This is a genomic window from Cupriavidus gilardii (assembly GCF_013347325.1).
GTDB lineage: Bacteria > Pseudomonadota > Gammaproteobacteria > Burkholderiales > Burkholderiaceae > Cupriavidus > Cupriavidus gilardii.
Genome location: NZ_CP054624.1, coordinates 444681 through 458578, shown reverse-complemented (window position 1 = coordinate 458578; position 13898 = coordinate 444681). Strand labels below are relative to the sequence as shown.

At 65.8% G+C, this 13898-nt stretch carries 11 protein-coding genes; 4 read left to right on the top strand and 7 right to left on the bottom strand.

Annotated elements, in window-relative coordinates; all coding sequences use genetic code 11:
- Positions 1–2 precede the first annotated feature (2 nt).
- A complete protein-coding gene (locus FOB47_RS02125; protein ID WP_174779803.1) occupies positions 3–923 on the bottom strand; it encodes a LysR substrate-binding domain-containing protein in 921 nt (306 codons plus the stop codon).
- 167 nt (positions 924–1090) lie between these two features.
- Between FOB47_RS02125 and FOB47_RS02120 the strand changes: the two genes are divergently transcribed.
- A complete protein-coding gene (locus FOB47_RS02120; RefSeq protein ID WP_158507307.1) occupies positions 1091–1420 on the top strand; it encodes a DUF2917 domain-containing protein in 330 nt (109 codons plus the stop codon).
- Between the two features lie 262 nt (positions 1421–1682).
- Here the strand turns inward: FOB47_RS02120 and FOB47_RS02115 are convergent, their stop codons facing one another.
- The 5 genes from FOB47_RS02115 to FOB47_RS02095 all read right to left on the bottom strand — a co-directional run bounded on the left by FOB47_RS02115 (position 1683) and on the right by FOB47_RS02095 (position 9605).
- A complete protein-coding gene (locus FOB47_RS02115) occupies positions 1683–1985 on the bottom strand; it encodes an H-NS histone family protein (protein ID WP_006575547.1) in 303 nt (100 codons plus the stop codon).
- A gap of 206 nt (positions 1986–2191) precedes the next feature.
- Positions 2192–3592 (bottom strand): dihydrolipoyl dehydrogenase, encoded by a 1401-nt coding sequence (locus FOB47_RS02110; RefSeq protein ID WP_174779802.1) that lies wholly within the window; start codon positions 3590–3592, stop codon positions 2192–2194.
- 148 nt (positions 3593–3740) lie between these two features.
- On the bottom strand, positions 3741–4472 hold the full coding sequence (locus FOB47_RS02105) for a glutathione peroxidase (protein WP_053824364.1): 732 nt from the start codon (positions 4470–4472) through the stop codon (positions 3741–3743).
- 143 nt (positions 4473–4615) lie between these two features.
- Complete coding sequence (locus FOB47_RS02100) at positions 4616–7444, bottom strand: M16 family metallopeptidase (RefSeq protein WP_244959254.1); 2829 nt, start codon at positions 7442–7444, stop codon at positions 4616–4618.
- Positions 7445–7598: 154 nt separating this feature from the next.
- Positions 7599–9605, bottom strand: coding sequence for an alkaline phosphatase D family protein (locus FOB47_RS02095; protein WP_174779801.1), 2007 nt, complete (start codon positions 9603–9605; stop codon positions 7599–7601).
- 210 nt (positions 9606–9815) lie between these two features.
- Here FOB47_RS02095 and FOB47_RS02090 point away from each other — a divergent pair, with 210 nt between their 5' ends.
- Both FOB47_RS02090 and FOB47_RS02085 read left to right on the top strand, forming a co-directional pair.
- Positions 9816–10862, top strand: a complete 1047-nt coding sequence (locus FOB47_RS02090; protein WP_174780820.1) for an alpha/beta hydrolase — start codon at positions 9816–9818, stop codon at positions 10860–10862.
- A 376-nt stretch (positions 10863–11238) separates the two neighbouring features.
- Positions 11239–12093 carry a D-amino acid aminotransferase gene (locus FOB47_RS02085; protein WP_053824366.1) on the top strand — a complete coding sequence of 285 codons (855 nt, stop codon included), beginning with the start codon at positions 11239–11241 and terminating at the stop codon, positions 12091–12093.
- 102 nt (positions 12094–12195) lie between these two features.
- On the opposite strand, the gene FOB47_RS02080 is transcribed toward FOB47_RS02085, so the two are convergent.
- Complete coding sequence (locus FOB47_RS02080; RefSeq protein WP_174779800.1) at positions 12196–12747, bottom strand: helix-turn-helix domain-containing protein; 552 nt, start codon at positions 12745–12747, stop codon at positions 12196–12198.
- A gap of 136 nt (positions 12748–12883) precedes the next feature.
- Here FOB47_RS02080 and FOB47_RS02075 point away from each other — a divergent pair, with 136 nt between their 5' ends.
- A complete protein-coding gene (locus tag FOB47_RS02075; RefSeq protein ID WP_053824368.1) occupies positions 12884–13861 on the top strand; it encodes a Bug family tripartite tricarboxylate transporter substrate binding protein in 978 nt (325 codons plus the stop codon).
- The last annotated feature ends 37 nt before the right edge of the window (positions 13862–13898 follow it).

Genomic DNA, 13898 nt, shown 5'->3' with positions numbered 1-13898 from the left:
GGTCAACCGGTGACGTCGCGCGTCAGTTCGCGCGTCAACCACGCCTCGAAGCGGTGCACCGCGGGCCGTGTCTTTGCATGGTCCGCGATCACGATCCGATATTCCATGCCGTCCAGGCCGAACTCCGGCAGTACCACCTGCAATTCGCCGCCAGCCAGCAGCGGCAGGATCAGCGGAGTGCGGCCGATTGCAATGCCCGCCCCTTCCGCGGCCGCGGCGACGACGTGCTCGTAGCGCGAGAAATACAGGCAGGGCTGACTGGCGGCGGCCGTCAGCCCGAGCCGCCGATACCACTCGCCCCAGGACATCCAGCCAAAGCGCGCATTGGGATCGTGATAGACCAGCAGCGTCGCGCCGCGAATATCGGCGGCGCGACGGATGCGCGCGGCGACCTGCGGCGCGGCGACCAGCATCAGCCTCTCCCGCAGCAGCGCCGTGGCGGCCTGTCCGGGCGGGCTCAGCCGGATGGCCAGATCGAAGCCGTCCCGGTCCAGATTGGCGACCGCCTCCGAGGCGTCGATGCGGACGTCGATATCGGGCGCCTCCGCCTGGAACCGTGCCAGTCGCGGCACCAGCCAAAGCGAGGCGAACGACGGCGTGGTGGTCACCGAGATCGCGCCGCGCTCCGGTGCGATCAGGCGTTCGACCATGCCGGCCAGCTGTTCGATCGCCTCCCGGGCGGCCTGCTGCAGCAGACGCCCCTCGGGCGTCAGCGACAGCCCCTTGGCGCCGCGCAGGAACAGCGGCACACCGAGCGCGTCCTCCAGGCTCTTGATCTGCTTGCTGATGGCCGACTGCGTCAGGCACAGCTCGTCGGCCGCCGCGGTAAAGCTCAGATGGCGGGCCGCGCTGTCGAATCCGCGCAGCGCGTCGAGGGACATCGCGCGCAGCGCTTGCGAAGCGGCCGGACTGATCTTCGTCATGGCTGGTTGATGCGGATATGCGCGGTCATGGTAGCGCTGGGGTCGTCATTGGCGCCGGTCATGATGCGCCGGAATGCCGGGGATGACGAAACATCCGGCCAGGCTATCGGACGTGCGACCACAATGACATGGCGCCCCACCGCTACTGGGCACGCACGGAGATCGCCATGCATGCATTCGCCGGACCCGACGGCATTGTCCGAATTGACCGGATCGATCGTATTGCTCGCGTTGACAGAATCGGCTCCGAGCCGCTTCGGCTGGTGATCGGCCAAGGATACACCGTGCTATGCCTGCAAGGATCGGTATGGCTGACCTGCGAAACGGACGATCGCACCGAAGCGGCACGGGACATTGTATTGGCGCGAGGCGAGCGTTTCGATGCGCCGCGCGCCGTTACCGTTATCGTTTCGGCAATTCGGCGGCGGCCGGCCCGTATTGCGTTGACCCGTCGCAATACGGAGGATCGGCTCGATTGTAAGAAAATACTTAATTGAGCGCCGTCAATGGCTTGCGCATTGTCTTGTCAATGTCTTGTTGCAAGCGGGCTTGGCTCAACTGTGCAAAAAACGGGAATTCCCGCAAAAACGGAAGGGTATGCAGCGCCCGCGGGACCGGCTATCGCACGGAATCCTGCGCAGCACGGCGGCAAATCGCGTCAATCGCGTCCCCTGGCAGGACATCGGTCGGGCCGGATATTGCCATTCGGCGCATTACCGTTCGCGAATTGCAATCACGCACGGCCTTGCACGCACCACCTTACTCGGTAATCAGGAAACGATCCCGATTCTTGCCCAGCCATGCCGGTGCGCGGCCGCGGCCGGACCAGGTCTTGCCGGTCTTCGGATCGCGATATTTGGCCGGGGCCGGCGTACCGGAACGGGCTGCCGATTTGCGAGGACGGCCACGGCGGCGCGGCGCGAGGTCCTCGGCCGTCAAACCGTAATCCTCCATCAGTTGCTGGATCTGGGCGATCACCGTCGCCACTTCGGTTTGCCTGGCTTCCTCGAGTTGCGCTTCGAGTTTTTCCTTTTCTGCCAGCAATTGTTTGTAAGTCGCCATCGTCATTCCTTGCCAGTTGTAGGGTGCCGTTATGCTAGCTCACGGTTATGTTCGCGTCACCATAAAAAATGTAATCCAATAAGACAGAATCACAATATTCGGCAATTACATAATAATCCGCACACCTGCGATGTCGAGGCGGGGATGCGCGGCAACACGCATAACGGCAATGACAAGGAATGCCGCCACGGCGGCATTTACCCGGCTCAGGCCCGCAGTTTGGCTTGTGCATCGCGCAACGCGGTGCGCAAGCCCTCTTCGATCACGGGGTGATAGAACGGCATCGCCAGCATCTGATCGATCGTCAATTGCTGTTGATATGCCCATGCCAGCAGATGCGCGATATGTTCGGCGCGGGGGCCGATCCATTCCGCACCGAGGAAACGGCCGCTCGCCTTGTCGGCATAGACATGCATCAGTCCGCGATTCTTCAGCATCACGCGGCTGCGCCCCTGGTCCTCGAAGCTGACCTCCCCGGTGACGAAGCCGTCCGCCGGCAGGTCGGCATGGCGCTGGCCGACCATCGCCAATTGCGGGTCGGAGAACACCACCGCGATCGGCGCGCGGCGCGGCACCGGGGAAACCCGCGGCCAGCTGGCGGCGTTTTCGCCCGCGCTCTTGCCTTCGTCGGCGGCCTCGTGCAGCAGCGGCAGTACGTCGTTGGCGTCGCCGGCGATGAAGATCGGCGCCGAGCCGCACTGCAGCGTGGCCGGGTCGAATACCGGCACGCCGCGGGCGTCGAGCTCCAGGCCGGTGTTTTCCAGGCCCAGATGACGGACATTCGGCTGGCGGCCGGTGGCGGCCAGCACATAATCGAAGCGCTCGGTCACCGCGTTGCCATCGCGGTCGATGAACGAGATCACGGCCTCGTCGCCTTCGCGCGCCATGTCGGTGACGTTGGCATCCGGGTCCAGATAGAACTCCTGCTGGAAGGCCTGGGCGGCGTAGGCGCGAATCGCCGGGTCGGTCAGCGGGCCGACACCGCCACGCACGCCGAACACGCGCACGTGCACGCCCAATCGCGACAGCGCCTGGCCCAGCTCGAGGCCGATCACGCCGGGACCGAACACCGCCACGCGGCGCGGCAGGTCCTGCCAGTCGAAGACGTCGTCGTTGACCACCAGCCGGTCGCCGAACACGCGGAACGGCGCGGGCACGGCGGGGCTCGAGCCGGTGGCGATCACCACGCGGCTGGCGCGGACCACGGTCCCGCTGGCGCCGTCGCCGACTTGCAGCACCGTGTTGTCGATGAAACGGGCGTAGCCGCGCAGGCGGTCCTGCTCCGGAATATTGTCGACGCCGCGAACGACGAAGCCGACAAAGCGATCGCGCTCGCGCCGCACCCGGTCCATCACCTCGCGGCCATCGATGCGGATCTGTCCATCGACATGGACGCCAAACGGCGCGGTATGGCGCAGTTCGTGCGCGGCCTCGGCCGCCGCGATCAGCAGCTTCGACGGCATGCAACCCACGCGGGCACAGGTGGTGCCGTATTCCCCGCCCTCGATGATCACGGCGCGCTTGCCGGCGGCCCTGGCGGCGCGATAGGCGGCGAGGCCGGCGGTGCCTGCGCCGATCACGGCGATGTCGGTGTCGATGGTTTGCATGGCGAAATTCCTGTTGGAGAGACGATCGTTGTATTCGGGGCGGTTCAATCCACGGACCCGAGGGCGGCACGCCGCCATCGGGTCCGGCGACTGCCGGACCGCGCCACGGACAAATCAGTGGAATCGGGAAAAAAGGCGCTGCGGAAAATCAGGCGGCCAGATACTGCTCGACCTGCTCGGCGCCGCCGATCAGCTTGCCGTTGATGAACACCTGCGGAGCGGTCATCGTGCCGGACACCGCGCCGAGCACCTTGCCGCGGATCTTGTGTTCCAGCGGCACGTCGACGTACTGGTAGCCGTTGTCCGCCAGCAGCTGCTTGGCCTTCGCGCAGAACGGGCAGCCTTCCTTCGAGAACACCACGACCTGGTCGGGCTTTTTGGCGTTCGGAGCGACATAGGCCAGCATCGTGTCGGCGTCGGAAACCTTGAACGGGTCGCCCGGCTCTTCCGGCTCGATGAACATCTTGTCGACCACGCCGTTCTTGACCAGCATCGAATAGCGCCAGCTGCGCTTGCCGAAGCCGAGGTCGGTCTTGTCCACCAGCATGCCCATGCCGTCGGTGAATTCGCCGTTGCCGTCGGGGATCATCACGATGTTCTCGGATTCCTGGTCCTTGGCCCACTCGTTCATCACGAAGGTGTCATTGACCGAGACGCACAGGATCGCATCGACGCCATGCCTGGCGAAAACCGGTGCGAGCTCGTTGTAGCGCGGCAGGTGGGTCGACGAGCAGGTCGGGGTGAACGCGCCGGGCAGCGAGAAGACCACGACGGTCTTGTTGTCGAACAGCTCCGCGGTGTTCAGGTTCTTCCATTCATTGTTCTCGCGGACGCGGAACGTGACATTGGGGACGCGTTGGCCTTCACGGGATTGCAGCATTGGGATCGCTCCTTGGTTGGATGGTCGGTGTCTGGGTAGATGCTTTGTGCCGCGTGCGTTGTGTGTCGCAGCGAAGGCCCCATTCTGGCGATGCCCCCTCGATTTGTACAATTTATCGTTTAAACCACCGTCATTAGGTAAAGCTATAGCCCACTCTCCGGCGACGCTGCCACCTTGCCCGGATCGGCCGCGCCGCCGGCGTCGGGCCAGGCGCCGGCATAGACCTCGACGAAGCGATCGGGGTCCAGATAGCGCCGGATCGCGGCATTGACCTGCTCGACGGTGGCCTGCTCGATACGGCGCTCCAGTTCCGCCGTAAACGCCATGGTCTGGCCGACGAACAGCTGATAGGCCAGCATCGAGGCCAGCGCCTCGTCGCGGCTGCGGGTGACCAGCCCCTGCTGCCGCAGCCCGCTCTTGGCCTCGGCCAGTTCGTCCTCGGTCACGCCTTCGCGCAGGAATCGCCGCAACTCGCGCTGCACGCCGGCCTTGAGCCGCGGCAGGTTCTGCGGGGCGAAAGACGCCTGGACGCCGAAGCGCCCGGCGGTATCGAGCGCGCCGATCCGCAGATAGCTGGTAGCGCCATAGCTGATGCCTTCCTGCTGGCGCAGGCGATCGGCGAGCCGGCTCTTCATCGAGCTGCCGCCGAAGATCCGATTGGCGATCGCCAGCGCCGCATAGTCGGGATGGTCCATCGTCATGCCGATCGGCAGCGCCGCGATGAAGCTGGCATTGGCCTTGTGCGGCGTCGGCACGGCCAGGCTTGCCGGATGCAGCGGCACGAAATCGCGCTCGACGCGGACGAACGGCATCGGCGCGTTCCAGTCGCCGAACAGCGTCTCCACCTGCCGACGCACGGCCGCGGCATCGAAATCGCCGACCAGCGCGAACTGCGCATGGCTGGCGCCGTAGAAGAGCCGATGGAAATCCCGTACCTGCTCGAGCTGGACCGCACGCAGGTCGGCGATCGACTCCTCCAGCGTGGACACATAGCGCGGATCGCCCCGCGGATAGGGATTGCCGTGCCGGCCCAGTACGACAGGCGCCAGCGCTTCGGGCTGCCGTACCTGGCTCTGGATGCCGGCGATTGCGGTGGTGCGCAGCACCTCGAATTCGGCCGGGGGCAGGCTCGGTTCGCGCAATACATCGCGCAGCAGCGTCAACACCTGCGGCAGATGCTCGCGCGGCGCCTGAAAGCTGACGGTCACCCGTTCGGCATCGCCGGAGACGCCGACCGTGGCGCTCAACGCCTCGAATGCATCGATCAGTTGCTGCCGATCTCGCCCGCCCGCGCCGCGCATCAGCATGCCGGCAGTCAGCGTGCCGACCGCGTCCAGCCCGCGCAGGCTGTTGACATCGCCCATGCGCAGCACCAGTTGGCCCTGCACACGCTGACCCCGGGCGGGCTTGGGCAACATCGCCATGGCCAGGCCGTTCGGCAGCGTGGCACGCACCGTATGCGCCTCGATATTGGCCGGCGTGGGGGCAAACGGCGCCACCGAGGCCGCGCCCGGCTTGCCGCGATAGTCGCGCGTCAGCTCGGTGAGATCGGGCGCCGGTGGAATCGCGACGTAGCCGGGGACATCGACGGGAATGAACTGGCCCAGCGTACGGTTGGCCCGCTGCAGATAGTGGCGCGCCACGCGGTTGACGTCGTCGACCGTCACCCGCTCGATCTGATCGCGGGCAATCAGCATCAGCCGCCAATCACCCTTGGCAATGGCCTCCGACAGCGCCACGCCGTAACTGGCCGGATCGTTGAGCATCCTTTCGTAGCCGTTGCGCGCACGCCGCTGTGCGCGGTCGAGCTCCTCCTGCGTGATGGGCCGCGCGGCGATGCCTTCGACCAGTTCGAGCAGTCCGGTACGCGCCGGCTCCAGCGGCTGCGCCTTGCCGACCTGTGCCAGGAACACCACGCTGCCCGGCTGCTTCAACGCCCGCACAAAGCCCGCCTGCGACGCCGCCTTCCTCTGCTCGACAAGCCCGTGGTACAGGCGTCCTCCTGGAATGGCAGTCAGGATATCGACCAGCAGCGTCATCGCGGCAGTATCCGGATGCGCGCCCGGGCCGATGTGATACTGCGCGGCCACGACCTGGATATCGCCGGGCCGCTGCAGCAGGATCTCGCGCGGCCCTTCCTGCGGCGGCTCGACGGTGTACTGCTCCGTCAGCACGCGTGCGGGCCGGGGAATCGCGCCGAAATAGCGGCTCACGCTGGCCAGCGTGCGCTGCGGATCGAATTGCCCCGTGATCACCAGCACCGCATTGTCGGGCTGGTAGTAGCGGCGATAGAAGGCCTGCAGCGCGTCGATGCCGACGTGCTCGATATCGCTGCGCGCGCCGATCGGCGCCTTGCCGTAGTTGTGCCAGTGATAGGCGCTGGCGGCGAGCTGCCGCAGCAGCACGCCGGTCGGACTGTTCTCGCCGCGTTCCAGCTCGTTGCGCACCACCGTCATCTCGCTGTCGAGCGCGCTGCGCGAGATCGTGCTGTTGACCATCCGATCCGCTTCCATCCGCAGCAGCCAGTCCAAATTTTCCTCGCTGGCCGCGAAGGTGGCGAAGTAGTTGGTGCGATCGTACGCGGTGGTGCCGTTGAACTGCATTCCCCGACTGGCCATCTGCCTGCCGGTCGCGCCATCGGGAAGGCTGGGGGTACCCTTGAACAGCAGGTGCTCGAGCAGATGCGCCATGCCGCTTTCGCCGTAGTTCTCGTGCCGGCTGCCGACCAGGTAGGTGATATTGACGGTGGTGGTCGGCTGCGCCGCATCGGGAGCCAGCAGCACGCGCAGCCCGTTCGGCAGTCGGTATTCGGTGATGCCTTCAGCGGTGGCGACCGGTACGGGCGAGGTCGGCGCGGCGGCTGGCACGTGGACCGGCTCGGCCGACAAGCGCGCGGCAGGCGCCAGGCTGGGGCCGCACAAGGCGGCCACTATGACGGCGGGCAGAACCCAGCCTGCAACGCTGCGACGCATGGGGACTCCGTGTTGGCTCGGGCAACGAGGTCATCGTACCAAAGGGGGCGGCGCGGGACATGCGCAGCCGTATTGTCCAGCGGTATTGCCGCCCTCTCCCCGGCCCCCTCTCCCGCGAGCGGGAGAGGGGGCCGATGCGCCGTCGCGCGGCGAGCTACACCACGTTGACCACGGCCGAGCCAGCCGGCACCTCCACCGTCGTGACGCTTGCCGTCGCCGGCTGCGGCGGCGCATTGCCGTCGACCAGCCCCTTCAGGATATGGAAAGCGCAATTGAGCCGGTCCGGCGTCAGCGTGACGATCGCATAGCCGGTGACGTTGGTCTCCACATAGCGCATCCACGGATTGAAATGCTGCAGCGTGCGATTCAGCGTGTTGACCACGGCGCCGCTGACCTCCTCGTAGATCAACGCCTTGATCTCGGCGAGGCGCGGATCGTTGTCGACCACGCTCTTGTACGTGCTCATCAGCGTATTGCTGGACAGCCCCGCGCCGACCAGGTCGACCATGACCGGCGTCGGTGTCGCCGCATCGTAGTCGTCCATCACCACGCCGGCAAAGAACGCGTGGATGTCCCCGGTCAACGCCACCACATTGCGCACGTTGTTCGTCTTCAGGAAGGCCATCAGGTTGCGGCGCTCGGCGTCGTAGCCATCCCACTGGTCGGCGTTCAGCACGTAGGTGGCCAGCAGAGAGGCCGGCGGCAGGCGGCTGTCGAGCGTCGGCTTGATATTGGCGTCGAAATTGGCGGCGTCGATGCCGGCCTGCGTCGACAGCAGTTGCCGCAGGTTGGCGTAGGCGACGTTGTTCGGATAGGTCCCCGACGATACCGCCGCGCGCAAGTCCGCCGTCAGCGCCGTTTCCATCTGGTCGCGCAGCGGTGTCAGCGCCGTATTGCTCGCGATCAGCCGCAGCACCATCAGCTCCGCGATGGCTTCGGTCAGATCGGCCTGCATGCGCAGCAGGGAAACCTGATTGCCCCACAGCTTCCACGTCGTCGCCGCGCCGCCGATACGGTCCTGCCACCACGCGCGCTGTGCATCGCCCAGCATCGATACCGGCGTCAGCGCACCGCCCGCCGCGGCGATCTTCGCGTCCTCGGCCGCCTTCAGCGTGTCGCGCCGGATGAAGAAGCGGCTGCCGACATCGCCGCCGGCATTGGCCTCCGAGATCAGATGATCGGCGCGATACAAGCGCTCGTCGGTCATCAGCAGTGTCGCCAGATTGCCGAAGGTGAAGGAGCGATAGATCTGGATGTTCTGGAACGAGGGGTTGTTCAGATCCAGCGTGACATCGGCCGGCAGGAACTCGAACCAGGCCTGATTGGCGGCGCGCCGCCGCGCCGTCTGCGGCGTCTGGTCGTCGTCGGCGTCATAGCTCTGGCGGTCCTGCCAGCAGTCGTCGGAGAACTCGTGGTCGTCCCAGATCGCGATCATCGGGAAGCGCGCATGCAGCGCCTGCAGCCGCGCGTCGCTGCGATAGGCCTTGTACAGATAGCGGTAGTCCTCCAGCGTGGTCGCGTAGCGGAAGCCGCTTGGCAGCGTCGTGCCATCGGGCAGCGACAGCGGCGTATGGCGGCTTTCGACCAGGTTGACCGGTGCGCCGTCGGCCACCGCCTCGTAGATGTAGTCGCCGGTATGCACAATGAAATCGAGGTCCTGCTGGGCGAGCTCCTCCATGCCGGCCCAGTGGTTGATGCTCCAGTCCTGGCAGCTGACGAAGGCGAACTTCAGCTGCGACAGCGGCGTGCCGGCCGCGGGGGCGGTGCGGGTCCGGCCCACCGGGCTGAAGCGGCTGCCCACGCGGAAGCGGTAGTAGTAGGTGGTAGCGGCATTCAGGCCGGTGACCTTGGTGCGCAGCGTGTAGTCCCACTCGGGCAGCGCGCGCAGATGGTCGTTGACGACCAGCGTGGAGAAGTCCTCCTGTGTCGACACCTGCAGGCGCACATTGACGTGACGCCTGCCGTTGTTGCCTTCGACGCGCGTCCACAGCACGACGCTGTCGGGGCGGGGATCGCCGGACGCGACACCGTGGCGGAAGTCGAATAGGTCCGGTTCGGGCGGATCGGGATTGTCATCGCCACCGCCGCAGCCGGCCAACCCCGTGGTGGCCACCGAGACGGTGATGAAGCTTCCCCATTTCAAGAACTGGCGACGATCCATGTTGTTCTCCATGTCAGGACAGGGACAGGTGAGGGGACACAGGCAGCATAGGAAATCGATCTGCCTATCGCGAGGACACGGCGCCGATGCCGATGCGATGCTGCAACGCGCGGGCCCGCTCTATTCAGGTACTGCCGGCAATTGCCGCTATCCGCCCGGCATCTGGCGCCGATTTGCCGCGCAGGGTCGAATTCGTATAAGGTGCGCCTCATGGAAGAACAGAAACGCCACCCAATCCGCAATGCGAATCGCAACTTGTTTCGGCAGGCCCTGGCGCACCTGCCCTACAAGACCATCGGTGCCGCCGCCGTGCTGACGGCGGCCGGCTTTCTGAGCTACTGGACCTACCTCGGCATCAATCAGGGCCGCCTGCTGTTCGACGCGCGCCGCCGCCCGCCGCGCGAGCTGCCGGAAGGCATCACCGCCTATTCGCACACCATTCCGGGCGGAATGCTGCGCGGCTACGTGTATCGCGGCGATGCACACTGTGCCGTCACCGACCTGTTGTTCTATTTGCCAGGTCGCGGCGAAGACGTGCTCGAGACCATGCAATTTCTACATTGGCTGCCGGCCGAAGTCGGCTTCGCCACGTTCGACTATCGCGGCCTGGGTCATTCCGACGGCAGTCCGTCGGACGCGGCCGCGGTGGCCGATGCCAGCCAGTTCCTGCTGCACCTTCGGCGCGTGTTGCCGGGCACGCGCGTGCACGTGGTGGGGCGCAGCCTGGGCACGGGCGTCGCCATTCAATTGGCGGATCTTCAGGACTTCGAGAGCCTGCAATTGATCACGCCCTACGATTCGCTGCTCGAGCTCGTGCGCAAGCGTTTTCCGCTGGTGCCGCTGCGCCAGCTGATGCGTCATCACTTCGATTCGATTTCGCACTGCAAGAAGGTGGTGCAGCGGACCAAGGTGCTGCTCGCCGAAGTCGACGATGTGGTTCCGCATGAATGCTCCGAGCGGCTGATGGCGGCGTGGCCGGGACCGGTGGCGGTGGAGACCATCCCCGGCAGCAATCATTCGGACATCATTGCGCACCAGAGCACCTGGCAAGCGCTGAGCGAGTTCGCGCTGCTCTTTGCGCGCCGGCCCGATCTCGACGCACATGGCAATCGGCTCGACGAAACGCCTGCACCTGCGCCCACGCCTGAACCCGCACCTGCGTCCGAGCACACCGCCGCCAACGACAGCGGCGGCGGCCTGGAGCCCCCGGGCCTGCCTGTCGCGGCCGCGCCGCTGCGTACCGACGGCGCCAGCTGAACGAGGGCGCGGGCGCGCCGGGCCCTGGCCCGCGCGCAGACGAATGACGCCGGTCGCCCACCCGCCAGTCATCTGGACAGGTAGATCACGATCGCGATCAGGCCGATCGCGGCGAGGGTCAGCAACACGTAGGTGAGCACGGCGCCACGCTGTCAGTCGTTTTCCCCGGAGTATTCCGTAGTGGACCTGGCGGCGCCGTCCGCGCTTGGCTGATTACGGCAAGGATTCGTCCTACAAGCAAGGCGCAGCTTGCTTTCGGGGGCGGCCAAGGGCGAGGCCACGGCTTCGACGTTATGCGCATTCGGCATGACCCCGTTCGAGCCGCTGTGGAACAATGCCTGATCGCTGTTCCTCTCACATTGATTCCATACAAGCCATGAATTCCAGCTCCGACGCCATCGTCTATCTGAACGGCGAATTGACGCCACTGTCCGAAGCGCGCATTCCCGTGCTCGACCGCGGCTTTATCTTTGGCGATGGCGTCTACGAGGTGATCCCGGTCTATGCCGGCAAGCCGTTCCGCGCGGCGCAGCATCTGGCGCGACTGTCGCGCAGCCTTGACGCGATCGGTATTCCAAATCCGCATGACGAGACCCAATGGTCGGCACTGATCGCGCGCGTGATGCAGGCCAATCCGATGCCGGACCAGATGATCTATATCCAGGTCACGCGCGGCGTCGCCAAGCGCATGCATGCGTTCCCGAAGGAGGTCACGCCGACCGTCTTCATCATGGCCAACCCGATGTCGCTGCCGCCGGCCGCCGCGACCGAGCGGGGGGTTGCCTGCGTCACGATGGAAGACAAGCGCTGGCTGCACTGCCAGATCAAGTCGACGTCGCTGCTGGGCAATGTGCTCGCCGCTCAGAATGCCGCCGAGCATGGCGTCACCGAAGCCATCCAGTTCCGCGACGGCATGCTGACCGAGGCCTCGGCGTCCAACGTCTGGGTCGTCAAGGATGGCACCGTCTCGGCACCGCCAAAGGACAATCTGATCCTCGAAGGGATCCGCTATGGCCTGATCGAAGAACTGTGCGCGCGCTTCGAGATTCCGCTGGTGTCCCGCCCGGTCACACGCGACGAGGTATTTGCCGCCGACGAGGTCCTGCTGTCGTCGGCCAGCAAGGAGATCCTTCCGGTCGTGACGATCGATGGCAAGACGATCGGCAGCGGTACGCCCGGACCGGTATTCAAGCGCCTGTACGCGGCCTATCAGCAGGCCAAGACGGCCTGAAGCCGGTTCGGCGGAACCCGGCGCCAGCCGTCTCCGTCTGCATCGTGACAAAGCCGCCGGGTGCGATGCACTCCGGCGGCTTTGTCATTGGCGGCCCCAGTCTTATTTCGCCGTGGTGACCAGCACCTCGGCCTGCGCGCGTCCCACCGTGCGGATGCGATGCGGCAGATCGGCATCGAAGTACAGCGAATCGCCGACCGACAGCGCGATGGTCTGCTCCCCCAGCATCACCTCGACCTGACCTTTCAGCACGAACAGGAATTCCTCGCCGCTGTGCGCCGAGCGCGCTTCGTCGGGAAACTCGCGCGGCGGATACATGATGAAGGGCTCCATCGCCTTGACCTTGCGCTGCGCGGCAATGGCCTCGTAGCGATAGGTGCCCTCGCGCGCCGATGGCGACAGCGGCTCCCGCTCGCCGACGCGCGACACGCAGACCACCTCGTGCGCGCTGTCGCGTGCGTCGCCGAGCAATTGACCGGTACCCATGCCATAGGCATCGGCGATCTTCAGGATCGTGGCGATCGATGGCGAACTGAGGCCCCGCTCCAGCTTGGACAGATAACTGCGCGTCAGGCCGGTCTGCTCGGCCAGCGTTTCCAGCGAAAAGCCGCGTTGGCGGCGGAGCGTGCGGAGGCGATGCGCCAGATTGACCATTGAGAGGGACGGTAGCGAAGCGACCGCGGCATTATATCGGCGCTGCGGGTACAGCATGTCCTACTTGACACAGCACACTCAATAGGACACATTGTGTCATGCCGGCAATCACATGACACACAACGGAGAGTTACCGATGAAAGCGCCCCGATGGATGGTGGCGGTCGCCAGCTGCTGCCTGATGACCGTGAATGCCGCAGCCGCAGAACCCTTCCCCGCCAAGCCGATCCGGCTGGTGGTGCCGTTCGGCGCCGGCGGAATCACCGACAATATCGCCCGTCTGGTCGGGCAGGAATGGTCCGGTGCACTGGGCCAGACCGTTCTGATCGAGAATCGGCCGGGAGCCGGCGGCCTGCTGGCCGCGCAGGCCGCCGCCAAGGCGGCGCCCGACGGCTATACCGTGTTCATGGGCACGGTGGGCACGCAGATCGTCAATCCGCTGATCTATCCGGCCGGCAAGCTTCCCTACTCTCCGGACAGCCAATTCACGCCGCTCGGCATGGTGTCGAAGTCGCCGTTCATGCTGGCGGTGGCGACCGGCGTACCGGCGCGCGACCTCAAGGAATTCCTGGCCTATGCGCGCAACCATCCCGACCGGCTTGACTATGGCTCGGCGGGCAGCGCCAGTGCGCCGCACATGAGCATGGAGCTGCTCAAGCTGTTGAGCGGCACGAAGATCAACCACGTGCCGTACAAAAGCGGCGCCGAAGCGGTCAATGCGGCCATTGGCGGCCACGTGGCCGCGGTGATCGATGCCGTGCCCGTCGTCATGCCGCAGGTCAAGGCGGGCAAGCTGCGCGCGCTGGCCATCGCCAACGGTACGCGGTCCACCGCGGCGCCCACCGTGCCCACGAGTCAGGAAGCCGGCTTGCCGTCTTTCGAGACGAGCTCGTGGAATGCGCTGTACGTCCCGGCCGGCACGCCCGCGGACGTGGTCGAGAAACTGTCCTCGACGCTGCGTACCACGCTGGCCCGTCCAGGCCTGCGCGGCCGCCTAGCAGCGCAAGGCAGCGAAGCGCTGGCCGGCACGCAACAGGAATACGCTGCAATGATGGCCGCCGAAAAGAAGAAGTGGGCGGCGGTGGTCGATGCGGCAAAGATCAAGGCCGAGTAGAACGGACCCACGGCCGTCCTTCAACATCCAACGGAAC

Bases quoted from the DNA above. Each gene is read 5' to 3' on its own strand.
- FOB47_RS02100 (WP_244959254.1), bottom strand. From the start codon at position 7,444: ATGCGTCGCAGCGTTGCAGGCTGGGTTCTGCCCGCCGTCATAGTGGCC.
- FOB47_RS02095 (WP_174779801.1), bottom strand. From the start codon at position 9,605: ATGGATCGTCGCCAGTTCTTGAAATGGGGAAGCTTCATCACCGTCTCG.
- FOB47_RS02110 (WP_174779802.1), bottom strand. From the start codon at position 3,592: ATGCAAACCATCGACACCGACATCGCCGTGATCGGCGCAGGCACCGCC.
- FOB47_RS02115 (WP_006575547.1), bottom strand. From the start codon at position 1,985: ATGGCGACTTACAAACAATTGCTGGCAGAAAAGGAAAAACTCGAAGCG.
- FOB47_RS02080 (WP_174779800.1), bottom strand. From the start codon at position 12,747: ATGGTCAATCTGGCGCATCGCCTCCGCACGCTCCGCCGCCAACGCGGC.
- FOB47_RS02120 (WP_158507307.1), top strand. From the start codon at position 1,091: ATGCATGCATTCGCCGGACCCGACGGCATTGTCCGAATTGACCGGATC.
- FOB47_RS02085 (WP_053824366.1), top strand. From the start codon at position 11,239: ATGAATTCCAGCTCCGACGCCATCGTCTATCTGAACGGCGAATTGACG.
- FOB47_RS02090 (WP_174780820.1), top strand. From the start codon at position 9,816: ATGGAAGAACAGAAACGCCACCCAATCCGCAATGCGAATCGCAACTTG.
- FOB47_RS02075 (WP_053824368.1), top strand. From the start codon at position 12,884: ATGAAAGCGCCCCGATGGATGGTGGCGGTCGCCAGCTGCTGCCTGATG.
- FOB47_RS02125 (WP_174779803.1), bottom strand. From the start codon at position 923: ATGACGAAGATCAGTCCGGCCGCTTCGCAAGCGCTGCGCGCGATGTCC.
- FOB47_RS02105 (WP_053824364.1), bottom strand. From the start codon at position 4,472: ATGCTGCAATCCCGTGAAGGCCAACGCGTCCCCAATGTCACGTTCCGC.